General features: G+C 43.2%; 16 protein-coding genes. 12 read left to right on the top strand and 4 right to left on the bottom strand.

Annotated elements, in window-relative coordinates; translation table 11 throughout:
• Positions 1 to 153 precede the first annotated feature (153 nt).
• On the top strand, positions 154 to 3492 hold the full coding sequence (locus tag OQ289_RS00335; RefSeq protein ID WP_270088901.1) for a glycosyl hydrolase: 3339 nt from the start codon (positions 154 to 156) through the stop codon (positions 3490 to 3492).
• A gap of 71 nt (positions 3493 to 3563) precedes the next feature.
• On the opposite strand, the gene OQ289_RS00340 is transcribed toward OQ289_RS00335, so the two are convergent.
• Entirely contained in the window at positions 3564 to 4922 is a 1359-nt protein-coding gene (locus OQ289_RS00340) for a Gfo/Idh/MocA family protein (RefSeq protein ID WP_270088902.1), read from the bottom strand.
• Positions 4923 to 5289: 367 nt separating this feature from the next.
• On the bottom strand, positions 5290 to 6522 hold the full coding sequence (locus OQ289_RS00345; RefSeq protein WP_270088903.1) for a glycosyltransferase: 1233 nt from the start codon (positions 6520 to 6522) through the stop codon (positions 5290 to 5292).
• 181 nt (positions 6523 to 6703) lie between these two features.
• Between OQ289_RS00345 and OQ289_RS00350 the strand changes: the two genes are divergently transcribed.
• The 6 genes from OQ289_RS00350 to OQ289_RS00375 all read left to right on the top strand — a co-directional run bounded on the left by OQ289_RS00350 (position 6704) and on the right by OQ289_RS00375 (position 14038).
• Positions 6704 to 9304 (top strand): phosphatidylglycerol lysyltransferase domain-containing protein, encoded by a 2601-nt coding sequence (locus tag OQ289_RS00350; protein WP_270088904.1) that lies wholly within the window; start codon positions 6704 to 6706, stop codon positions 9302 to 9304.
• A 140-nt stretch (positions 9305 to 9444) separates the two neighbouring features.
• Entirely contained in the window at positions 9445 to 10026 is a 582-nt protein-coding gene (locus tag OQ289_RS00355) for a tRNA-(ms[2]io[6]A)-hydroxylase (RefSeq protein ID WP_033563779.1), read from the top strand.
• Between the two features lie 86 nt (positions 10027 to 10112).
• Positions 10113 to 11153, top strand: a complete 1041-nt coding sequence (locus OQ289_RS00360) for an LLM class flavin-dependent oxidoreductase (protein ID WP_270088905.1) — start codon at positions 10113 to 10115, stop codon at positions 11151 to 11153.
• Between the two features lie 117 nt (positions 11154 to 11270).
• The gene (locus OQ289_RS00365; protein ID WP_270088906.1) at positions 11271 to 12134 is read left to right on the top strand and encodes a DUF4349 domain-containing protein; all 864 of its coding nucleotides are present in this window, start codon (positions 11271 to 11273) and stop codon (positions 12132 to 12134) included.
• 100 nt (positions 12135 to 12234) lie between these two features.
• Positions 12235 to 13293, top strand: a complete 1059-nt coding sequence (gene rlmN, locus OQ289_RS00370) for a 23S rRNA (adenine(2503)-C(2))-methyltransferase RlmN (RefSeq protein ID WP_270088907.1) — start codon at positions 12235 to 12237, stop codon at positions 13291 to 13293.
• Positions 13294 to 13342: 49 nt separating this feature from the next.
• On the top strand, positions 13343 to 14038 hold the full coding sequence (locus OQ289_RS00375; protein ID WP_270088908.1) for a ComF family protein: 696 nt from the start codon (positions 13343 to 13345) through the stop codon (positions 14036 to 14038).
• A 136-nt stretch (positions 14039 to 14174) separates the two neighbouring features.
• On the opposite strand, the gene OQ289_RS00380 is transcribed toward OQ289_RS00375, so the two are convergent.
• A complete protein-coding gene (locus OQ289_RS00380) occupies positions 14175 to 14555 on the bottom strand; it encodes a VanZ family protein (protein ID WP_270088909.1) in 381 nt (126 codons plus the stop codon).
• A gap of 214 nt (positions 14556 to 14769) precedes the next feature.
• Between OQ289_RS00380 and OQ289_RS00385 the strand changes: the two genes are divergently transcribed.
• From OQ289_RS00385 to OQ289_RS00405, 5 genes are all read left to right on the top strand, one after another.
• Entirely contained in the window at positions 14770 to 15111 is a 342-nt protein-coding gene (locus tag OQ289_RS00385) for a PadR family transcriptional regulator (RefSeq protein ID WP_033563774.1), read from the top strand.
• A gap of 18 nt (positions 15112 to 15129) precedes the next feature.
• Positions 15130 to 16875: a PspC domain-containing protein gene (locus tag OQ289_RS00390; RefSeq protein ID WP_270088910.1), complete on the top strand. Its 1746-nt coding sequence runs from the start codon at positions 15130 to 15132 to the stop codon at positions 16873 to 16875.
• Positions 16876 to 17004: 129 nt separating this feature from the next.
• Complete coding sequence (locus OQ289_RS00395) at positions 17005 to 19416, top strand: TonB-dependent receptor domain-containing protein (protein WP_270088911.1); 2412 nt, start codon at positions 17005 to 17007, stop codon at positions 19414 to 19416.
• A gap of 224 nt (positions 19417 to 19640) precedes the next feature.
• Positions 19641 to 20465, top strand: a complete 825-nt coding sequence (locus OQ289_RS00400; protein ID WP_270088912.1) for an SMP-30/gluconolactonase/LRE family protein — start codon at positions 19641 to 19643, stop codon at positions 20463 to 20465.
• Between the two features lie 118 nt (positions 20466 to 20583).
• Complete coding sequence (locus tag OQ289_RS00405) at positions 20584 to 21885, top strand: UDP-N-acetylmuramoyl-tripeptide--D-alanyl-D-alanine ligase (protein WP_270088913.1); 1302 nt, start codon at positions 20584 to 20586, stop codon at positions 21883 to 21885.
• Between the two features lie 40 nt (positions 21886 to 21925).
• Here OQ289_RS00405 and OQ289_RS00410 read toward each other — a convergent pair whose 3' ends face one another.
• Positions 21926 to 24316, bottom strand: a complete 2391-nt coding sequence (locus tag OQ289_RS00410) for a TonB-dependent receptor domain-containing protein (RefSeq protein WP_270088914.1) — start codon at positions 24314 to 24316, stop codon at positions 21926 to 21928.
• Between the last annotated feature and the right edge of the window lies 1 nt (position 24317).

Consider the following 24317-nt stretch of genomic DNA (forward strand, 5'->3'; position numbering starts at 1 on the left):
ATATATAAGCCCAAAAAAGCTTAAATTCGTTAAAGTGAAATAACCAATATAAAACCGAAACTATCAATACTTGGTGTAGATTTCTATGGTTGAATAAGCTATGGGAATCAATACGGCGTATTTGTAAAACGGGATACTTGATAGACTGCAATTATGATAAAGAAAACAAACGATTACGGCTTTTTCAACCGCGTGAATGACCTGGAGCTGTGGAGGCAGGTATTGACCCTCACTTTCTGTATATTTTTTAGTGTCTATATACGCCCTGTACAAGCTCAAATACGTGCATTACCATCTTCTGAAGAGCTGAACAAACCTTTCGATAATGCTGACATCAAGATATTTCAACGGCCTCCGCAGGTCTATCATCCAGAAACATGGTTTCACTATATCGGGGGCAATGTATCTCCGAAAGGAATCACGGCGGATCTGGAAGCGATTGCTGAAGCAGGAATTTCGGGCATCCAGTTGTTTCATGGACAATTTGGCGGACCATGGCCGGGGGTCGACCCTCAGATTGTGTGCCTGAGTCCGATGTGGGACGATGCGGTACGGCATACGGCTGAAGAATGCAAACGCCTGGGGTTGCGTTTTACCATGCAAAACTGTCCGGGATGGGCGTTGGCGGGCGGTCCTTGGATCGAGTCCTCGAATGCAATGCGGCATTTAGTATGGACTGGCGCGAATGTGAGCAGTGAGGAGGCTGATGGGAATAAGGTATTGCCGTTGCGCAAACCATTTCGTGAAGCTTGGCGGGACTATAAAGACATTGCTGTGCTCGCTTTCCCGACTCCCGAGGACGATAATGATGGCGCTGCCCTGAGACCCCTTATGGTTCATAGCAATCGTCCTGAATTGCCGTGGCTGAATTGTCTAATAGGCGAGCCGAAAGGCGACATAAATTTAAATCCTGTAGTTGGCAATCAATCCAATTGGGTAGAGATAACATTTCCGAATCCAGTAGCGGTGCGCACAATAGAGTTTTCGAGCATCAATGGATTTGTCCATGCATGGTGTTATGATCCTGGAGTTGCGGTAGTTGTTGAGGCCGTATTGGCGGATGGCACTTATCAAGAGGTCTTGCGTACGGATATGCCTCAAAGTAATTGGCAGGACCGAAGCCCGATTTCGCTTGCTTGCAATGAGGTCGCAAACGTCAAAACATATCGAGTGTCGATCAATAATCAACATCCGATGTATCTCAGCTCGCTTCGCTTGTTATCGGCAGCTCGCAAAAACAATTGGGAGTCGGAGGCGGGATGGACACTACGCAGTCTTGTACGGGCTAATGACAACCCACAACAGTCAAAGTCAGCCTTTATCGATCCGAGTAGCATTCTTGATATCACGAATTCAATGGATAAGGACGGAAATTTAACTTGGAAGGCACCGAAGGGCAAATGGACGGTCATGCGGATTGGGAATGTAAATACGGGGGCAAGAAATGGCCCAGCACCACCCGAGGGTACGGGATGGGAAAGCGATAAATTTTCGGAGAATGGAGCGAATGTGCACTTTGCGAATTATATCGGCAGGCTGTCGGGTCCAAATGGCGCCATAGGGAATGGGATGTTAAATGGGATGTTGATCGATAGTTGGGAGTGCGAGACCCAAACTTGGACCCCTAATATGGAGGCCGAGTTTGACCGAGTGACGGGCTATGAACTTCGGAAATGGCTACCTGCGGTATTTGGATATGTGATTGGGGACCAAGAGATGAGTACCCGATTTCTGCGCGACTGGCGTGCGACGATAAACGATTTGGTCACAAATAAATTTTACGGGCGGATGGCGACGCTGGCTAGGGAGAATGGGCAGGTTATTTCGTATGAAACAGCTTCAGGGGACGTCTTTCCTGCAGATATCTTGGAGTATTTTAAGCATGCAGATATTCCGATGTGTGAATTTTGGCAACCTTATTCGGAGTCATTCGTCGGTTCACTGAATTTTAAACCGATTAAACCCACAGCATCAGCAGCTCGATTGTATGGCAAGCCAAGAGTCGCTGCGGAGGCATTTACCAGTATGTCTGTCTCTTGGGATGAACATATGGGAATGCTCAAAGAGGTGGCCAACCTCAATTTTATTGAAGGGGTGACTCATCCTGTCTTTCACACGTATACCCACAATCCGCGTACGGATTTCTTACCTCCGGGGACGTCCTTTGGGGCAAATATCGGAACCCCATTTTTGCGACAACAGACATGGTGGCGGCATATGCCTGAGTTTGTCGATTACCTCGCGCGATGCACATATCTCCTAGAGCGTGGAAAGCCCGTGTCTGACATCCTTTGGTATTTGGGCGATGAGATTGACCATAAGCCCGATCAGAATGCTGCCTTTCCTGCGGGATTCAAGTACGATTACTGCAACCCAGATGTATTGCTTAACTACCTGACGGTGAAAGATGGGATGCTGACTACGCCTGAGGGAATCTCGTATAAAGCAATGTGGCTAGCGGACAATCCGCGGATGTTACCACAGACATTGGAAAAAATACAGGAGCTTATCCGCGAGGGGGCGACGGTCATAGGTGATGTGCCAAGGGGCTTGGCAACGTTGATTGGAGCCGATCGGGCGCAAGAACGATTTGATGCGGTATCGAAAGAGCTGTGGGGCGAACTCCCTCAGCCCGGGTTGCGACAGATAGGCAAGGGAAGGATGGTGTCGGGAGTCCCATTGGCATCTGCACTATCCGAACTCCAAATGCTTCCGGATGTAATAGGAGACAAGGCATTGTGGCTGCACCGCAGGATTGACAATGCAGACTGGTATTTTGTCACGCCGCTACAGGGAGAAGAACTGCACGAGACAATCAAATTTCGTAACAGCGGCCATGTTGAGCTTTGGGACCCAATGACTGGGGAGGCGAGATCTGTAGCTTCCAATTACGATGGAACATATACGAGCATACAGTTGGATCTGCCCCATGCGGGGTCTTGTTTTGTGGTCTTTAAAGATGCGGATAGTGCGATGGATAACGCCAGAGCTACTGAAGCTAAGACCTTGCATCGACGTATCACGCTTGCCAAGCCTTGGAACCTGGCCTTTCCAGACGGCTGGGGAGCACCCGCGTCGATTAAGGTGCCCCACTTAAAAGCATGGAAAGCGCTAGAGGTATCTGATGAAGCAAAGGCATTCTCCGGAACAGCCATTTATACTACAAAATTTGACGTTGGTGGCGTAGAAAAAGACGCGCAATTTTCCTTAGACCTTGGACGCGTAGAAAAGATTGCTGTGGTATTGCTCAACGGGCACAAAATACGTACGCTATGGGCGCCGCCGTACAAAGTGGACTTGACAGGGCATATCAAGCCGGGGGTCAATGCATTGACTGTGGAAGTCACCAGTACCTGGTTCAATCGGTTGGTCTACGACGCCGGGCAGCCGGAGGGTAATCGAAAGACATGGACAATCAGCGGGCCGAGTAAGGATGCAGAATTGAGAGAAAGTGGTCTCCTTGGACCGGTGGCTGTTGATGTATCGAGATAGTCCTAATAATCTTACTACACTTGTGCAGATGATGTTTAATGATGTCGACATGCTTGACGGATTTTGTCCGACTAGCTATAAGGGTGCTGCCAAGGGCCCCGATAGGGCCTTCTCAATAGTTTGGTGGCTTCGGGATCATGGACGCATACCTTTTGTTGAGGGTCATACATTAAGGGCCGATTCAATTGCATGGATAGATTGGCTAGTATGCAGCTGGCGGTGGATATATGGCCCTCTTCTATATCAGCAACGGGTAAGTGGTCATTTTGAATGGCTGACAGGAGATTGCGCATGTGTCCTCGTGTAGCGGGAGCTGTATGCAGTTCAATCCTAGGCTCTTGGAGGTCTGCCGGGAACTGCTCTTTTTCATACACGACATCCTTGACGATGCGATCGCCTTTGCCGTTTGGGATAAACTCATATTTCATGACGCTACCTTTTAGGGTGCCCTTGTCTCCATAGATAATAAATGCCCACGGATACTCCGGATCTGCCGGGGTGCCCCATGTCCTGTGCTGCCATACACAGTTGAGGTCATCATATTCGAAGATAGCGGTTTGAGTATCAGCGATATTGGACTTTCCTCCTTTTTGGACGTAGATACCGCCGGTCGCTGTGATTCGCTTCGGCCACTTGAGCGCTAGTAACCAACGGACGGTGTCAAACATATGCACGCACATATCACCAGTGATGCCATTACCATATTCCATAAAGGTGCGCCACCAACCTCCATGGGGCAAGCCGTCGTAGGGGCGCAACGGGGCTGGTCCGGTCCACATTTCATAATCGAGAAAGTCAGGTACAGCCTCCAAGGGAGGATTGCCATTCTTCCTCATGTGATAGTAACAGCACATCTCAACATGTGACACCTTGCCGAGCAAGCCCTTGTCTATTATGTGCTCTTTGGCATCGATGAGGTGTGGAGTGCTCCTTCTTTGCGTACCAATCTGTACTTTTCTATTGTATTTGCGTGCGGCGCTGAGTATAGCTTCACCTTCCAATACGTCAATACTAACCGGCTTTTGTAGATAAATGTGAGCCCCAGATTTCATGGCATCAATGGCTTGTCGGGCATGCCAATGATCTGGTGTGCCGATAAGCACTAAGTCCAATGTGTGATTGGCCAACATCTTTCTATAATCTCCGTATAGCGCTGGGACTTCTTTTGATACCTGTCGCTCACTGATTAGTTTTCCAGCTTCGGTGAGGTGATTGGTATCGACATCACATACCGCGACGACATGGCTATCATTGACTTGAAGAAGTCTGAATAGATCGCTCTTGCCGTACCAACCCGCTCCAATCAATCCTACTCGCATACGCTTGCTTGTGTTTGAGAAGGGGAGACCCTGGGCCTGCAAAGCAGATAAGGTTAAAATAGCGCCAGCTCCTTGAATGAATTTTCTACGGTTCAGATTAAAATCGGCCATAATCTATTGGTTTATCGTTTTCTATTAGGGAACAAAAGAATGAAGATAATGTTTATTTCGTAATTTTGTATCAAGAAGGTTCTTTAAATGCTACAGGAGGACTAAATAATAGATGCTGTACTAAATGTCTGATAAATAAATATATACTATAATCCTGTATAGGGTGTCTAATCGATGTTTTGGGTAAAGATGAATGGAAGATCGGCTTTGGCACAGAACTTGGTAGTATTACAGCAGTACCAGGGGTGGTATTAGGTTGATTTTATAAGTATTAGTAATTCACACTTACTATTGATGTGGCGGACGTTCTAATTTATTAGAGCGTCTTGTCATTTTATAGGCATATGGGTTTAATCTTGAAGGGACACTACTCTTTCAATTTGTTTTTCTCTGCTATCCAAAGCGACATGTACTTGGTACTTTGCAGGCTGTGATGCTGCAAGATCTGGCCGATAAAATTTTGCTCGCGATGCTGCTCCAAGTGATGTAGGATATAATCAAGAGATTCCAAGAAGGGTTTTTGCCATTTGGTGGCTTCATATTCTTCATTGATAATGGTTATCCCATTTTTTTGTGCTGCTAACCATGCTTCCTGATCATGGTACAAAGCGGCTGCTCTTTCTACAAAAAGCGGTATGTCATCTTCGATCGCTCCGGGCCAAGGTTGGTTAGTGCTGGACATGGCTTCGGCCCCTATGTGGGTAGTAATGGAGGGTGTTCCGGTCTGCATAGCATCGATGAACTTGCCCTTTACACCAGCTCCGAACGGAATGGGCGCAAGTAATAATCGATATTGGGAGATGGTCTGGCGTGCATCTTCGGCCCGTCCAGCAATATGAAAGTGTTCTTTTGGATTATTCAACTGTAATGCCTTTGGAGGGGTATAAGCACCATATATATAGAGATGGCTCTGAGGCACCTTTTTTCGAAGGAGGGGCCAGACTTCATTCTTTAACCTCAAAACCGTTTGCCAATTGGGTTCATGTAGAAAATTACCAATGAAGACAAAGTCTTTTCGAAGGGCAAAGCTGTTCCACAGGCTCGTGACGGCTGTTGTAATTTTTGGTTCTAGAAAGGGGAGATAGCAAAGTAGCCGTGAATCGATACGGAAGGTATGGGTCAGTAATCTTAGTTCTTCTTTTGAAATAATCAGCGTAATATCAGAGCGGAGTATGGCGGCAATTTCCCGTTTGGTAACTTCATTGTAAATGTTGGGATTTAAATGGGTTCCTTGTTTCTGCCGAGCATGCCTTAAAAAATGTAGGTCCTCGGTGTCCAGTATCCGCATAGCGTGGGGACATTCTTGCGCGACGCGCCATCCAAACTGTTCTTCGATCATAAAGCGGTCGAATAAAACAATGTCTGGTGCTAAGGTCTGCACGAAGTGATTGAAAGAATCGTCATTAAGTGCGATCGATACTTCGTGGACTTGGAGGTCATGCAAGGGAAGGCTGTAAGGGGACTTGGAAGCCGCACATGCAAAGGTCACATCATATCCTTCGGAGACAAAAAGCGTCATAAGCTGCCTCATGCGTATACCCGCCGCAGAAGAAGATGGTTCAGGCCAAACCAACCCGATGATTAACAATCGTTGATGCATGTTTTCCAAAACTAATAAAATTGCATTTGATAAACAATGGTTGACCGGGAAGGAGGGATAGCAGGTGACAAAAGTTTCATAGGTAAGCGGATGTGCCTTGGCGGGTAAAAAAATGATAGGGAGATAAAGTTGCAGATCTAAGTAACTTTATATAAGTTTAATAGCAAGTAATTGGATGCCAATGAAAGTCTTGTTGAAGGAAAAAATACGACAATTTTCGCCCAGAACCTATTGGAAGGAGATTGTTGCCATTGTCGTTATTCTATTGGCGTTTGTCTTCTTTCGGAACGAACGGAAAGAGCTTAGTTCTATTTGGCCTCAACTCCAAGAGGCGCAGCTTTCTTGGTTGATTGGGGGGCTGCTTGTTACTTTGCTTTACTTCGTATTGCAAGGGCTGATGTATGTGTATAGCTTCCGGACTATCGGTACTTCGATTCGGCTACTTGATGCGGTGGAGTTGTTTTTGAAGCGCAATTTTTTGAGCGTATTTCTCCCGGCAGGCGGCGTCAGCTCCTTAGCGTACACTACTGCACAATTGAGACGAAGGAAACTCAAGGCCACTCAGATCCACCAAGCGAGTGCAATCTATGGGTATATCGGATTGCTCACGGTATTTCTAGTCGGGGTGCCAGCCATCCTTTATACCCTTTGGAACCATCGAAATTTTGAAGATGCTTGGATTGCTCTGCTCGTGTTGGGGGGATTATTGTTGGGCTCTTTTCTGGTTTTTAGGTCTTTTCGAATGAAAGGGAGGTTATATCGATTTGTCGGCAAAAAATTTCCCACATTTATCCACAGAATAGATGATGTCTTTTTCGGAAAGATAGATCGATTGCATCTACTATATACGATTTTTATCTCCTGTTTGATAGAGTTGTGCGGTATTTTGCATGTGTTTGTGGGGATGTATGCTTTAGGACTTCCAATTTCTTTAGAAGCAGCTGCAGTTGGATACACCATATCTGTGGTGCTAATGATTGTATCGCCTTTCTTGAGAGGGTTGGGCGCGGTTGAATTTACGATGCTTTATATCTTTATCGCCTATGGATATACCCACGATCAGGCATTAGGTATTACAATTCTTTATCGACTATTTGAATTTTGGCTACCCTTAGTGGCGGGAGTCGTGTCTTTCCTCTGGCGGGGGCGACGATTGTTGAGTCGGGTACTTCCTGCGATAGCTATCTTTTTTCTGGGATTGGTTAACTTGGTATCGGTGGCGACTCCACCCTTGGCCGAGCGGATGAAGTTGGAACGATTTTATCTGCCAGCGGATGCAATGCATGCATCCAAGTTGATGGTACTGGTAATGGGAGTGGCACTGATGGTTACATCGGCCTATCTTTTGAAGGGGTTGCGCTTGGCGTGGGTCGCCGCCTTGCTATTTACAGGTCTTTCTTTCATGGGCCATCTGGGAAAGGCATTTGATTATGAAGAGTCCATATTTGCTGTTTTTATCTTACTGTTATTAATTGGAAGTCAATCCCAGTATACGATCAAAACCAATATGAATTGGATAAGGATTGGGTTCATTACCTTCTTTAGTGTGTTGGCTGGGGTCTGTCTATTCGAATTCTTAAGCTTCTATCTTATTGATAAAAGACATTTTGGAGAAGATTTTACTTGGCAGGAGTCCTTGTACCATACGATTAGGGGATTTTTGCTTTTTTCTGATGATTCGTTACAGCCTAGAACGGCATTTGGACGAGATTTCTTGAGTATTACTCGGTTTTTGGGATTATTATCTTGGTTGCTTTTACTGTATGCAATATGGAGGCCTCGTATGATAGAGGCTGAACCGGACCTTAGTGATCGGGAAAAATATCAACGTGGAAAAGCATTGTTGGATCTATACGGCCAGTCACCAATGGATTACTTTAAATTGAATACGGACAAGCAATTGTATTTGTCGATTTATACAGACGGATTGGTTTCATATGCTGTGGGAAATGAGTTTGCAGTGGTATTGGATGAGCCTGTTTGTGCAGAAGAAGATAAGGAGGATGTAATTGCTGAGTTTGAGGGCTATTGTCAGGAGCTTGGCCTCAAGACGGCTTACTATCGAGTTGATGAGAAGGGATTGGTTTATTTTGCACATCAAAATAAACAGAAAGTCTTGATTGGACAGGAGGCGATTTTGGAGATAGCTGAATTTTCGCTCAGTGGTAAGGAGCGCAAATCCTTGCGTAATGGGCTTAATAGCCTATCGAAAAATGGATATATTGCAGAGATAAGGAATGCTCCTCATGATGATGAGCTATTGGATAGTCTAGAATCCATCTCCAATGAGTGGTTGGAGGTTGCTGGACGGAAGGAAATGACATTTTCCCAAGGACGATTTGACCGAAACCAGTTGGTAGACCAAGATGTGATAGTGGTAAAGGACGAGACCAATAGTATACAAGCATTTTTGAATATCATACCTGACTATGCTCCAGAAGAGTGTACATATGATTTGATTCGAAAACGAACGGATGCTCCTAGTGGTTGCATGGACGCCCTTCTGGTCGAACTGATCAATTATGCCAAAGACAAGAGATTTAATTATATAAATTTAGGCATGGTGCCATTGAGCGGTTTGAGTCAACCTGATAATCCTGCGGAGCAAGTTATGAAATTTGCTTCTGAAAAGGTTGGGAGCTTAAAACATTATCAAACATTACGAAGTTTTAAGGAGAAGTACGCGACCCTTTGGGAGAATCGATATTTGGTGTTTAGCGATGACTTTGATTTATTGCAATTGCCCTTGGCATTGAAGAAGGTAATGACAGCGGATAGATAACGATAGCGGTCTTGCCGTGAAGAGGGAAGAGATATTGAGAGGTGTACTTATCGAACAATGGCAGAGATATACTTCAGGGAAGGAGGTTTGTGAATGCAAAGCATTTTATCTAAGTTTAGCGTTTTTAAAGCGAAAGAGATATGTTAGGATTAAAATTATTGACCGATCCCAGGTGGGCGAATATTGCGGAGTCTAATTTGGAAGAGATTTTGACCGACCATGCTTGGTGTGAGCAGAAAGCAGCGACAAATGCTATATCATTGATTACCTATAATTCGGAGCATGAGGATCTTGTACATGAATTGACGGCGATTGCGATTGAAGAGATGGAGCATTTCCAAATGGTCATTGAGATTATCAAAAAGCGAAGCTATACCTTAGGTAGAGAGCGAAAGGACGATTATGTGGGACAGCTTATGAAGTTCTGTAGAAAAGATGGCAGTCGTAACATGGCTTTTATTGACAGGCTGTTATTTGCGGCTATGATCGAGGCGCGCAGCTGCGAGCGTTTTCGTGTATTGTCACAGAATATTGCTGATGAAGAATTGGCTAAGTTTTATCATGAGCTTATGGTCTCTGAGGCCAATCATTATACAACGTTCTTAAATTTTGCTAAAAAATACTCGACAGATGTAGACGTAGATAAGCGCTGGAAAGAATGGTTGACGTTCGAGGGTGAATTGATTCAAAGCTATGGAAATCGGGAGGCAATTCATGGTTAGATTATCGATAGGTTGATTTCTTATCCTACATCAATTTTTGGGTAACGACTCTTGGTTACTTTTGTATGTAAATGAAAGGAAATAATATGGAACTAGGAATAGGAATGTTTGGCGATCTTCAGGTCGATCCGGTTACAGGTAAAGTACAGGCTCCACAAGAGCGTATGCACCAGATTATTGAGGAAGTGAAGTTGATGGATGAGGTTGGTCTTGATTTTTTTGGGATGGGCGAACATCATCGCTCGGACTATGCTGTGGCGTCTCCAGAGATTGTGCTTGCAGCAGCAGCTGCTGTGACCAAGCGAATTAAATTAGGGAGTGCGGTGTCCGTATTGAGTTCGGCAGATCCGGTGAAGTTGTTCCAGGATTTTTCGACTATAGATTTGATTTCCAATGGACGTGCTGAAATTATGGCAGGGAGGGGGTCATTTATCGAGTCTTTTCCATTATTTGGATTCAAATTGGATGACTACAGCGAGCTTTTTGAAGAAAAGCTGGAATTATTATTACGCATCAACAATCAGCCTACGGTAAACTGGACAGGTAAATTCAGACCCTCATTGATTAATCAAGAAATATACCCTCGTCCTGTTCATGATCGGTTGCCGATTTGGGTGGCTGTAGGAGGTACTACGTCATCCGTGATACGAGCTGGAAAATTGGGACTTCCTGTCATGTTTGCCATTATTGGTGGGGCTCCCGAGCAATTCAAACCTTTGTTTGAATTATATCAGCAGGCTTATCAGGACAATGGTCATGATATGGACAAATTTCAGGTGGGGCTTCATATGCACTCGTTTTTTGGGGACGAATCTAAGCAGGTCGCGGATTATTATTATCCGATCTATTCAGCACAAATGAATCGTATTGGCAAGAGCCGTAATTGGCCCCCTTACCAACGGTCACAGTATGACTTTGGCCGTTCCAGACATGGACATCTTATCATCAGTGATGCCAACGAGGCTATTGAAAAGATCTTGGCAACGCAAGAAATGTTTGGTCTGACTCGATTCTCTTCGCATATGGATGTGGGGAGTCCCGATCACGCAGCAATGATGAAGTCAATAGAAATTTTTGGAACCAAGATTGCTCCTGCGGTGAGAAAGGCCCTTGATGTGAAGAAATAGGATTATTAATGGGTGATTGTTATGGAATATGGCTAGATTTTGCATCATGTTGTAAAATCACAAGAAAATGGGCCTGTTTAGTAGACAGGAGTTCGTTAAAATAAAAATAATATTCCAATGCAAAAGCTATCATACATTACACTAATAGGATCGGTATCACTGATCCTATTTTCATGCAATAAAAGTGCTGAAATGTCTGCCGATATGGCGGTTGCTGAACCTGCTGTTGCAGAAGTAGCACTAGATGAGTCTCTACAGCTGAGTGGTGATGCGGATCAAAAAATGTCTACTCCGGATGCGCTAGAAACGACCCAGCAGAAAAAAATCGTTAAGACGGGGTCGATGTCTATCGAAACAGCCAATGTGGGGAGGAGTAAGCAGTCGCTTGATGCATTGGTTCGTAAATTTGAGGGACATTATGAACAAGAGAGCCTATCTAAAGGCAATACCATATCCTCTTACAACTTAATCATTCGTATACCTTCCCCAAAGTATGATTCCTTTATTGCTGAGCTGGATAAGGGTAAGGACAAGATTACCAGCAAGAGTATTCAGTCCCAGGACTTGACGGCTCAATATTATGATTTGGATTCTAGGATCAAAAGTAAAAGAGCGTATCTGCAACGATATACGGAGTTGCTGGCGAAGGCACGGAGTGTAAAAGAAGTGCTGGAAATCGAGGAACAGATCCGAGTGATACAAGAAGAAATTGACGCCACTCAAGCATCTTTAAAAGCCCTAAGCAGCCAAGTCGACTATAGTACATTGACCGTATATCTCTATCAGGAGCAATCTAACATTTCGATAGGAACGGATAGTTTCGGCAGCAAATTCGTAGACGCATTGCGATTTGGATGGGCAGCTTTGGAAACATTTTTTATCGTCTTGATTCGGATATGGCCATTCTTGTTGCTTGCTGGATTAGGCGTGCTTGCTGTTAAAAAGTATAGAGATAGAAAGCGTAGAGCGAAGCGTGTCTAAGAGACGGGCAGACAGTTGGCGTAGATTTCTGCCGAAGGATTTGATATTGAGATGGCATTATTAGCCACGGCTTTTGCGAAATAAAATGTAACTTTGCACCGTGGGAATAAAAAGTAATAGCATAGACATCAGAAGTTTAACGCTCGAGCAGTTGAAAGATAAGTTGGTAGAAATGGGCGAGCAGGGTTTTCGTGCGAAGCAGATTTATGAATGGCTTTGGCAGAAATCGTGCACTGATTTTGATGAAATGAGCAACTTGAGCAAATCGTTAAGAGATACATTAAAGCATAATTTTTCGATTAACGCAGTGACAATCAAATCATCACAAATAAGTGCTGACAAGACAATCAAGAGCTCATTTTTCCTATACGATAACAATATTATAGAAGGTGTGCTAATCCCTACGTCCGATCGGATGACGGCTTGTGTCAGTTCGCAAGTGGGTTGTAGCTTGACTTGTAAGTTTTGTGCTACGGGATATATGGACCGCAAGCGCAACCTGAATGCCGATGAGATATATGATCAAGTGGTGCTGATTGCCCAACAAGCTGAAAAGAACTACGGACAGCCTTTGACCAATATCGTCTATATGGGTATGGGCGAGCCGTTGCTTAACTATGCAAATACCCTCAAGTCCATTGAACGTATTACGGCTCCGGATGGACTAAACATGGCCGCAAAGCGCATTACCGTATCAACGGCTGGAATCGCCAAGATGATAAAGAAGTTGGGGGATGATCAGGTTCGATTTAACCTTGCTCTGTCCCTGCACGCTGCCAACGATGAGAAGCGGAATGAAATCATGCCCATCAATGAGCAAAATACGCTAAAGGCATTGGCAGAGTCGTTGAAGTATTTTTATGCAAAAACGAAAAGCCCCATTACGTTTGAATATATCGTATTCCACAATTTTAATGATGAATTGGAAGATGCGAAAGAGCTAGCCCGATTCTGTAAGCATGTTCCTAGCAAAGTGAACCTTATCGAGTACAACCCTATTTCTTTAGCTGACTTTACCAATGCTGATGCAGACAAAATAGACGTCTTTGCGGATTATCTACGTAGCCAAGGTGTCATCACTAATGTGCGCCGAAGCCGCGGTAAAGATATTGATGCTGCATGTGGCCAGTTGGCTATTAAAGAGAAGGAAGCCATTTAGTCTTTTTGATTTTTTTTGGTTAGATTTAGGAACACCAATTAACCAATATATGAGGCTGAAATCTTACGTCCAAGATTTTGTAGCATTATTTTTTCCGAGATGTTGCCACGGATGTGGTGACGTATTGGTACACCAAGAAATGATGCTGTGCACCGCCTGCAGGTATCACCTCCCCTACACCAATTTTCATCTGGATGAGGACAATGATTGTGTGAGGCAATTGCGTGGAAAATGTGATTTTCAACATGCTACTGCTATGTTGTTTCTTAGTAAATCATCTAGGGTGGAGCAAATTATCTATCAAATCAAGTATAATCATCATCCGGAATTAGCGACCTACTTGGGGCAGCAATATGGTGCGATATTAAGGGAGGAGGCCGCTTACAGGAATTTGGATTATATTATACCTATTCCTTTGCACAAATCAAGATTACGTCAACGCGGGTACAATCAAGCGGCTTATTTTGCCCAAGGGCTATCCACCAGTCTACAGGTCCCGATACTTTCAGATATACTAATACGTCACATGGCGACGGAAAGCCAGACGACCAAGTCGAGGACCGATCGATACGACAATGTGGAGGGAATTTTTCAAGTACATAATGAGTGTGCTCTAGAAAATACGCACATACTATTAGTGGATGATGTATTGACTACTGGTGCTACGCTGGCTTCAGCCGCGAATACCTTGTCTAGAATACCATCGCTAAAGATTTCGGTCGTGACTTTGGCCAGAAGAAATTAACTACTTTCTTTTACCTGAATGTACCGATGGACAGTCACATCCCTTCTTGAAAATAGAGCATGAGCTTAAGCCCAACGTGATGACGAGTGCAATTAGCAATGTTATACCTGTTTTTCTCTTCATTATCTTTTAAAATTTAGATTCCTCGCTTGTGATAAAATAATAGATAGGCAAATACGCCCATGCCGATACCCACCATATCAGCAAAAATATCCCACCAATCTGCGCTTCTTGTCGTTGTGAGATACCGTTGTATGCCTTCGGTGAGAAAGGCAAATGTAATTCCTGAAAGAATGATGACCACACTCGTTTTGAACTTTGTAGCCCTTCTCTTTGATTGCAGAAGCGAGCCAAAGTAAGATAACACCGTGAATACAAAGAAAAAACCCGTATGAGCTAATTTGTCAAAGCCTTCGAAGGTCCTGACATGGCCCAGATCATCTGCAGGCATGCTAATTAAAATGATAACAATCACGGCCCATAAGATGGCCCATGCGTAGTTTATGATAAATCTCATGTATATTTTCTATTTCGAGAAGGGAAAAAGCCTTCGTTCTTTTTAAAAGTACAAAAAGAATTGGAAAATGCTGTTTTTGTGCGACTAATCTTACGTTCATAAATATTTTATAAAAATTATTTATCTGATTATCAGTGTTTTGAATAAAATGTGTGTTTAAATATAGTACTATGCATTGCAAAGTACAGGATAAAGCATATATCTTTGTATTGTTATGATAGCTGAAAATACACAAGTTCAAATGAGGAAGGGGATTCTGGAATACTGCATCCTCTCTATTATTTCCCGAGGGGAGATATACGCCTCTGATATTATCAGCGAACTAAAAAAGGCGCAGTTGCTCGTTGTAGAGGGTACTTTATACCCTTTATTGACTCGACTCAAGAATAATGGTTTGCTGAGTTACATTTGGAAAGAATCTACATCAGGACCGCCCCGTAAATATTATGAGATTACAGCAGAAGGGCTAGAGGTATTACGTAGACTGGATGTGACCTGGAAAGAACTGGTTTTTGCGGTCGAGATATCGATCGAGGGACGAACAAATAACGACTAACAATTATAGAAACATATCATGAATAAGACAATAATCATCAATATTAACGGGATCGTCTTCCACATCGAAGAGGATGCCTACGATGCGCTAAGGACGTATATGATCGATATAAAGCGGCATTTTGGTAATTCGGAAGATAGCAAAGAAATCCTGGAAGATATCGAAAATAGGATTGCCGAAATGTTTAGTGAACGTCTTCAGGCTGGGCGGAAAGAAGTCATCAATGCTGAAGATGTGGAGGCGGTGATCGCGCAAATGGGAAGGGTAAGTGATTTTGACGCCGCAGAAGGAGAGGAAAATTTTGGCGGAGCAGCTGAGGGTGCAAATTTCAAGGAAGCTCCATATACCTTCGGAAAGAAATTGATGCGTGACCCGGATGATACCATCATTGGAGGTGTATGTAGTGGATTGGGACATTATCTAAGTATTGAGGCAAAATGGGTGCGGGTACTCTTTGTCCTTTTTGTACTCGTGGGTGGGTCCGGTATTTTAGTATACATCATTCTTTGGATTATTATGCCGAAGGCTATTACTCGTGCAGATAAGATGGAAATGAGAGGTAAAGCACCCAACCTTCACAATTTTAAGAAGAATTTTGAAGAAGAAATGAGTGGTTTTCGCGAAAATTTTTCGGGGGCCGGCGATTCAATTAGTCAAGGGGTTCGTTCGGCCGGAGAAATTATCGTCAAGATTTTGACTGTTTTTGTCAAGGTAATCGGCTTGATCATTGCCTTTTCAATAGGACTGACATTATTAGGATTGCTCATTGCCGTCGTATTCTTTGCTTTCGGTATATCGGGATTCAGTGATGATGGCGTGATGTATCCGATGAATTTTATGGATCCTAACCATGCTTACATCGCCCTATTGGCAGCAGCAGTGCTAGTGGCCATCCCGATGATAGCTATCTTCCATAGTATCATCAGAGCATTATTTAACAAGGCTCCTATGAATAAATATGTCTCTATATCGCTATTCATTATTTGGTTGGTAGCGGCTGGAGCGACGTTTTCTTATGGTGTAAATACTGCAAGGGATTTTAAAAATGAAAGTAAAATCGTGGAAGAGAAGCCTTTGCAAAAACAGGCTGTATACCATTTGTCTGAAAGAGATGTGCGTGTGATCAAATTGGATGGTAACAACACCAAGCGTACAATCAAAATCGACAATAGGGATCTGAGCGATTATCTAAAGAATAATGTTCAGATTCGAATAGAGAAGATAGATTCCCTAAAAGCTCCGTATATCAAATATGAGTATTCGGCTAAAGGGCTAGACTACCGAGTAGCGACAAATAGGGCTTCTCAAATTGGATATCAAGTGACACAGGATAGTACAGATATCCGCTTCGACAGTCATTTCCAATTGCCGGAAAGGGAACTGTTCAGGGACCAGGAAGTTGCTGTGACGCTCTATTTGCCGGTTGGGTCCAAAGTAGTGATCGATGGTTCGCTTGAACGCAAGCTTCGCGACGTATCCTACCACGACTGTCGCGTACGCTATGATCATGGAGTTAGGGAGACCGCTTGGAATATGACCGAGCTTGGCTTGAAATGTGCAATCGAACCAAAGGAAGAAACACCAGAGACCACTGAAGAGACTTCTCCTACGGATACGGTGTCGCAGCATGGCAAGGAGGATGATACGATCGTCATCATTTCTAAAGATGGGACACGAATCACGACCAACAATTCTAAGGACACAATAGTGGATATTAGTGCAAATGGAGTCCGCATCAATACAAAAGAGAGCAAAAACAAGTAACGAGCCCACTATATTTAAATCTAAAGCAAGAGATATTTAAGAGGGTTATCCACCCGATAAAGGACGGATAGCCTTTTGAACAGCTCATTTGAAAAAATAGCGTATTGGCTGCGCTATGCAAAAAAGGACATGAAAAAAATACTACCTATATTATTATTAATTGCTGTATTCATCCTTACAGGAACGAGTCTTTGGGCCCAACAACAGGTTCTTATGGGGAAGGTGCTGGACGATCAAAAGCAACCACTAGAAGGGGTTACACTGTATTTGTACTCGGCAGATAAGCTAGTCTTATTGAAATCTGCTGTATCGACCAATGAAGGGCTATATCAATTCAAAGAAGTACCGCAAGGGAAATATGTAATCGAGGCGACCAGTGTTGGTTTTGAGAAGATTCGTGTCTCCCTAGCAGAGGGACAGCCCGTGCAGGGGCAGCTACAAGATATCATTCTTCAAAAGGCCTCCACAGCCCTTTCGGAAGTGCAAGTAGAGGGTAAAAGACCACTGATTGAAAATAAGCGGGGCAAGCTAGTGCTGAATGTCGAAGACTCTCCGCTGGCTGCCGGAAACAATGCCCTTGATATTATCAAAAGGGCTCCAGGGGTCACCGTGGATCAAAATGACAACATTTTGTTGATGGGACAAAGTGGCATAAACGTCACGATAGATGGTCGTCAAACCTATATGACTGGCGATCAGCTAGCAACTCTATTGAAGAGTACGGATGGCAATCAGGTGAAGTCTGTAGAGGTCATTACGGCGACTTCGGGGAAGGACGATGCCGAAGGAGGGACAGGTAGAATCAATATCGTCTTGAAACGAAATAAAATTGAAGGATTCAACGGTACCTTCAATGTGTCAGCTGCGCAAGGTCGGAGGTTTAGGGGCAACTCGTCACTATCCTTAAATTATAAAAAGGACAATACCAATCTCTTTACTTCATATTCTTATGATGATGGGCAGTATGTAAATGAATTGGATATAGAAAGGATTATCGCTAATGAAGATGTCCGAAAGAATTTTGTTCAACAAAGCGGAATGCTGGCGCGTGACAAAACGCATGCATATAAGTTTGGAATAGAACAAAGAACGTCCTCTCGAAACACAATGGTCTTGCAATTTAACGGTCGGAACAACACAGAATGGAATGATAATGAGAGTAGCACTCAAGTAGGGATAGTCAATATGCCCGTAGATTCCATTATACGATCCTGGAGTGATCACGATGAGCGATTCAACAATTATTCGGTCAACTTTAATAATGAATTCAAGATAGATTCCAATGGACGTAAACTTATACTTGACCTTGATTGGAGTAAATTTAGGAATAGTAAAGGGGCTGATTATGATAATCGGACGTACCGCTCCGACGGCGGGCAGGTTGGTTCGGAGATTCTAAGAAGCGGTATGCCCATTGAGATTGATATTTATGTAGCCAAAGTGGACTATACACACCCTCTTTCAAAAAATCATACCATTGAGGTAGGTGCTAAATACTCCAATGTGACCTCCGATAATAATTTTCTATTCGAGGAGCGTGTAAATGATGCTTGGGAGATTGACGAGGGACGTACCAATCATTTCATCTATGAGGAGCAAATTTCTGCAGGATACATCGACTATACTGGTGAACTCGGGAAATGGGGCTTAAAGGCAGGGTTGAGAGCGGAGTATACGGTGTCTGATGGGAACTCTATAACGCAGCAAAATCGAATCAAACGAGATTATTTAGATCTGTTTCCTTCCACAACGTTGACCTATAATGCGCATGAAAATCATATTCTGTCGGTGGGCTATGCTAGAAGAATAAATAGACCCAACTATCGTTATCTGAATCCATTCAACTATTTTATTGATAAATATACTGCCGAAAAAGGAAATCCTTATCTAAATCCACAATATGCGGATGAGTATAAGCTGAACTATACCTTCTTACAGAAGTACAACCTGTCCATTGGATTCAATGATAAGCGGGATGCGATTGTCGAAAGTATGGGGCAGTCGGGAGATACCACTTGGGTAATCCGTGAAAATTTAGGGAAAAATCAAGATGCCTATGTCAATTTGAATGTGCCTATTCAAGTAACGAAATTCTGGTCTATGTATAACAATCTGACAGGGGTATACATGAAGTTCAACGGACAGGTTGCTAACAGCAAATTAAATGAGTCTACAGTGTTGTTCCAAGGAAATACGATGAATACCTTTCGTATTTCTTCAGCATGGGCAGCAGAGGCGAGTGTAAACTATATGTCTCCATTTGCTTATAATATTTATAAGATGGAGTCTCGTTGGAATCTGGATCTGGGGGTCACCAAGACATTTAAGGACAAAAGAAGTATAATCAAGTTGGCTGTGAGCGACGTTTTTAACACGGGCAATCACAACCTGTCGACGGACTTCGGTGAGTTCAATGCAAAAATACGGCAAACAAATGATAGGAGAGTCGTGCGGCTAACGTACACATACAAGTTTGGAAATTTGAAAAATAATACCAATAAAAAAGATACCGGTAGCGACGAAAAGAGTCGAGCGCAATAAGAAATTGTTTCAATGTTTAGTTAGTTATGGCCGTAAGGACGCGAGGTTCTTACGGCTTTTTTGTGCTTTGTAAAATCATTTTGTTTATACCTGAAAAGCGTATGTTGTAGATGCATCTACAAAGGTGGTTGCTGTGTAAAAACAAGTGCTCTTGGTATTTTTTCAAGTCCGTATTCGTGAATATGAAGCATTTTGTGTAAGTTTATTATTCTAAAAATTATGATATGAAGAAGCTAGCCCTTTATCTTGTTGCACTTATTTTCCTTCCCGGATATGCTTTGGCACAACATCAGTTAGTTGAGCTCTGGAAAACCCAAGAGCCTATTGCTATTCCCGAATCTGTCTTAGTAAGTCCAAAGGGCTTTCTTTATGTTTCGCTTATTGATGGTGGGGGTACTGAGCGAGATGGTAAAGGTGGGGTCGCACTTTTAAATTTAGACGGTACCGTCAAAAAGATGGATTGGGCTACGGGGATGAATGCTCCTAAAGGTCTTGGTCTTTATAAAGATAAGCTCTATGTGGCTGATATTGACCATGTAGTGGTGGTAAATGCAAAGAATGGAAAGATACTAGACAAAATTGCGGTACCAGGAAGCACGTTTTTGAATGATATTGCTATAGACTCAAAAGGAGTCGTATATGTGTCGGATACTCGAGAAAACAAGGTACATAGGCTTGTAAACCACAAACCGGAGGTATTATTGGATAATGCCAAGAGTGCCAACGGCCTTTTGACTGTGGGTACGGATTTGCTGGTACTTGCTGGGCCAGAGTTATGGAAAGTTAATCCCTTGACAAAAGAGACTGTCGTGATAGCCAAAGGATTTGAACACGGTGGCGATGGTATTGAAGCAGTCGGAAATGGCGACTATATCGTGACGTGCTGGGCGGGTGTGATATACTACGTAAAGGCCAATGGTAATTTTGAGAAGATGCTGGATGTGCAGGGACAATTCAACACAGCAGATTTGGGATATGATGCTCAGAAAAGAATTGTATATATACCGACTTTTAATGGGAATAGCGTAATCTCTTATCGACTTGATTAATAGGTTTTTATGTTTTATTTAAAAAGGTGTGTCCTGCCTGATATAGGATTGAACATACCGTCATGAATACTTGTATATAGGCTCAAGTTTATCTAAGTTTGTGGAACAAATTCCAGCTATGAATACGGAGACCCTATACGATTTATATTTGAAGCATCCTTATGTATCTACTGATACACGGAATATCCTACCTGGAGGAATATTCTTTGCTTTGCGAGGTGCTAATTTTAATGGAAATACATTCGCCGATCAAGCATTGGCAGGAGGGGCCAGTTACGTGGTCATTGATGATGCGGCATTCGCGAAGGACGAACGCTATCTTTTGGTGACGGATGTATTGAAGGCATTGCAAGATTTGGCTCTTTTTCACCGAAAGAAATTACAAATACCTGTCATTGGCGTGACCGGAACCAATGGCAAAACGACGACCAAAGAACTGCTTTATGCGACATTATCCCAGCGATTCAGGACTTATGCAACAAAAGGGAATCTAAATAATCACATTGGTGTGCCCTTGACAATCTTGTCCATTGATAACACGATTGAGGTAGCGATAATTGAAATGGGAGCGAATCACTTGGGAGAGATTGCCTTTCTATGTGATATCGCATTGCCAGATTATGGCCTGATTTCTAACGTTGGCAAAGCACATTTGGAGGGATTTGGTTCCTTTGAAGGAGTCATGGCAACCAAGGGTGAGCTTTATGATTTTCTTCAGGATCATGGGGGTGTAGTATTCTTGCAGGGAGATAATCCGTATTTGAAAACAATGGCGGCTGCACGATCTATCAAAACAATTGTCACTTATGGTTTCAGTGACACCAATGATGTTATTGGACGATTGGTCAAAGCGGACCCCTTGTTGCAAATTGAATGGTGTGAGCATACGACCGAGAATAAATACATTGTCAGCACACAGCTGACGGGCTCCTATAATACTGAAAACTTTTTGGCAGCAATTGCTGTAGCTAGATATTTCAATGTATCTCCAGTGCAGATCAACAAGGGAATAGAGCACTATGTTCCTAAGAATAATAGGTCGCAGATTACCAAGACGGGGCACAATACTGTAATCGCTGATTACTATAATGCCAACGCCAGTAGCATGGCTGCGGCATTGGATAATATAGAGGTAATAGACGCTCCTCGAAAAGTCATTATTTTGGGCGATATGTTCGAGATGGGGGGGGAGTCAGATGCTGAACACGAAAAAGTGGTGCAACGAGCAAAAGCGATTGGAGTCGAGCGACTGATATTTGTGGGAAAGGCATTTAAAAAGCAAGAGTATTTGGAGGCCGAGTTCTATGAAACGACGGCTGAGGCTAAACAGGCCTTGCAGGATCGACCCATTATTAATGGGACCATTCTTCTAAAGGGGTCGAGAGGGATGGCCTTCGAGAACCTGATGGAAATATTATAAGCAAAAAGGGAGTCGACTTGCTGACTCCCTTTTTGTTTCCTTACCCCGCTCGTCTCAACTCATCATCATTGGCGTTGGAGCGGTTTATTTCTCGTTTCTTTCCCTTTTTAAAATTGTAGCGCAAGGTCATACTGATTTGTTGGCTATTGGAGTATTTATATCGTGAGCGACGGATATTGTTGACGTAAGCATCATATTGAAATGCACCAGACTTGAAAAGGTCGTTCCCATTGAGCGATATCTGTAAGGTATCTTTAACGGCTTGGTAGGTAATCCCAGCGTGTTGCACAAATCGACGCTTGGTCTCCAATACACTTGCATTACTAGGCGAGCTATAGGAAGAATTTAAAGATAAAATCAATTTATTATTAGGGAGGATTTGGATTTGACTGTGGATCCCGGAGTTAACCTGGATGCCGCTAGTATCATCAATAAGGGCTAAATTCGACCCTCTTCTACTTGCTGAAAGCGAGATTTCGGGGGATAATTTCCATCTGTCCCATAAGTTGAAGTTTGTGCCAGCATATATGCTCACGATATCCTGATGCACAAAATTGTCCACTCGACTTTCTCGATGTCCCGTCGCGGTATCAATCTTCATGTATTCAGCGTAGATATCGCGTGCCGTGTAATAGTTGGCGTAGAAGGTCCATTTTTGCTTAAAAATATAGGTGAAAGTCAAATCATGATTGAAATAGGGCTGGAGTGAGGGGTTGCCATGGGAGTACTCGTATGCATTGGTATACCACGCGAAAGGGTTGACCCAAGAAAACTCTGGACGTTGGATTTTTTTTCCATAAGACAAATTGAGTGTATTGTTATCATCCTTGTTGAAGGACGCACTGATGGATGGGAAAAGTTGGGTATAGCTTTTCTTGGTGATGAGCGTATTCGTGAGACTATTGCCTTCGGTTTGTGTACTTTCTAGGCGAACTCCGCCTCGGAAGTCCCATTTTCCCACAGCTTTATTTCCCTGTAGATACACGGCTTGTATCTGTTCTTTGTACTGAAAGTTGTCAAATTTCTCTTCGTTGCGATTCCAAACATTGTTTAAAAGCTGGAAAAAAGAGGTTTCATTTTTGTTCTTATTGAAGATGATTTTTCCACCTACAACGATATTTAACCATTTATTCGGCATGTCCATTGCCAAATTAGCAGTTTTAATTGTTAGATTTTGATTATTGCCCGAGTAAAAGCGTTGTGCGGTGGAGGGTGCGGTTGCACCCAAGGTCATATTACTGAAATCTTGTTGTCTATCAAATTGGGTGGATACCTGTGCAAAATCAAAGGTCAACTTGTTATTACTTTTTCCAAACGTGTGCACATAGTTGAGATTAGAAGAAAGGTGACGATAATCTTGAGGGTTGGTCCCGGTAGTCAAGAGTGTAGAGTCCAGAGCATGCTGTAGGTTGTAGATGAAGGATTGATTATACTCTGAGGCGGTTGACGGACCTTTGTAATAGGAGAACGAGACATTTAGTGCATTATTGGAATCAGGAACATACTCTAAACCGCCAGTTGCCGAGAGGCTCTTCTCGTGGGTGATTTGTTCATTTTTGTCTTGCCATAGTCCAGATGAATAAAAAATATCATTTGTGCCATAGGTCCAATTTTTACCTTTTGCCAATCCGAAGGATCCCCACGTCTGCCATTTGCCAGCAAGCATGTTGAAATTTCCGCCAATTGCAGTGTTGGCATATTTGGACTTGGATTGCGTGACATGAGTTGAGGCGTTGATTCCTTTTTCCTTTAACTCTTTAAGTACAATATTGATGACTCCTCCTCTTGTGTCGGCATCATACTCAGCACCAGGGCTGTGGATGATTTCGAGTTTTTCGAGTGTATTTGCCGATAGGGAAGCGAGGTATGACGTAAGCTGCGCTCCGCTCATGTGAATTTTGCGGCCATTAATCCGAATTTCTGTTCCACTTTTCCCTAAAAGGTTGATTGCTTCTTCTTGCATTTGTACGGTTGGAGCGATCTTCATGATTTCCAAAATCGAACCCGTCTCTACGGTGTTAGGCATGAACTCCAGTTTCCCATTTTTAAAAGCGACCGTTGGTTTATACTTTCGAATCTCGACCTCTTCGAGTTCCTTTGACTGCCCGTCTTTCTCCAATACGATGGTCCCTAGCTCAACATTTGTATCACTCTTGACAACTGTTTCATATAATTTTTCATTTAGAAAAGTAATTGATAAACGGTATTCCCCTTTGGCTACAGATAGGTCAAACCTCCCTTTATCATCGGATGATGAAGCCGTCACTAGTTCATTGGGGCTTGTTGTTTTGGAGAGCATAATCACGGCAGATGCCAGTGGTGTGTGCTGATGGGTGTGAATGGTTCCGTAAATCTTTATTTGAGCTCCACAATAAGGCATTATACAGAGCGATAAAACGATAAAGACAAATTGCTTGTAAGAAATTTGCATG

Source organism: Sphingobacterium sp. SYP-B4668 (genome assembly GCF_027627455.1).
GTDB lineage: Bacteria > Bacteroidota > Bacteroidia > Sphingobacteriales > Sphingobacteriaceae > Sphingobacterium.

Bases quoted from the DNA above. Each gene is read 5' to 3' on its own strand.
- OQ289_RS00385 (WP_033563774.1), top strand. From the start codon at position 14,770: ATGATAGCTGAAAATACACAAGTTCAAATGAGGAAGGGGATTCTGGAA.
- OQ289_RS00375 (WP_270088908.1), top strand. From the start codon at position 13,343: ATGAGGCTGAAATCTTACGTCCAAGATTTTGTAGCATTATTTTTTCCG.
- OQ289_RS00390 (WP_270088910.1), top strand. From the start codon at position 15,130: ATGAATAAGACAATAATCATCAATATTAACGGGATCGTCTTCCACATC.
- OQ289_RS00410 (WP_270088914.1), bottom strand. From the start codon at position 24,316: ATGCAAATTTCTTACAAGCAATTTGTCTTTATCGTTTTATCGCTCTGT.
- OQ289_RS00380 (WP_270088909.1), bottom strand. From the start codon at position 14,555: ATGAGATTTATCATAAACTACGCATGGGCCATCTTATGGGCCGTGATT.
- OQ289_RS00350 (WP_270088904.1), top strand. From the start codon at position 6,704: ATGAAAGTCTTGTTGAAGGAAAAAATACGACAATTTTCGCCCAGAACC.
- OQ289_RS00335 (WP_270088901.1), top strand. From the start codon at position 154: ATGATAAAGAAAACAAACGATTACGGCTTTTTCAACCGCGTGAATGAC.
- OQ289_RS00355 (WP_033563779.1), top strand. From the start codon at position 9,445: ATGTTAGGATTAAAATTATTGACCGATCCCAGGTGGGCGAATATTGCG.
- OQ289_RS00400 (WP_270088912.1), top strand. From the start codon at position 19,641: ATGAAGAAGCTAGCCCTTTATCTTGTTGCACTTATTTTCCTTCCCGGA.
- OQ289_RS00395 (WP_270088911.1), top strand. From the start codon at position 17,005: ATGAAAAAAATACTACCTATATTATTATTAATTGCTGTATTCATCCTT.
- OQ289_RS00340 (WP_270088902.1), bottom strand. From the start codon at position 4,922: ATGGCCGATTTTAATCTGAACCGTAGAAAATTCATTCAAGGAGCTGGC.
- OQ289_RS00360 (WP_270088905.1), top strand. From the start codon at position 10,113: ATGGAACTAGGAATAGGAATGTTTGGCGATCTTCAGGTCGATCCGGTT.
- OQ289_RS00405 (WP_270088913.1), top strand. From the start codon at position 20,584: ATGAATACGGAGACCCTATACGATTTATATTTGAAGCATCCTTATGTA.
- OQ289_RS00365 (WP_270088906.1), top strand. From the start codon at position 11,271: ATGCAAAAGCTATCATACATTACACTAATAGGATCGGTATCACTGATC.
- OQ289_RS00345 (WP_270088903.1), bottom strand. From the start codon at position 6,522: ATGCATCAACGATTGTTAATCATCGGGTTGGTTTGGCCTGAACCATCT.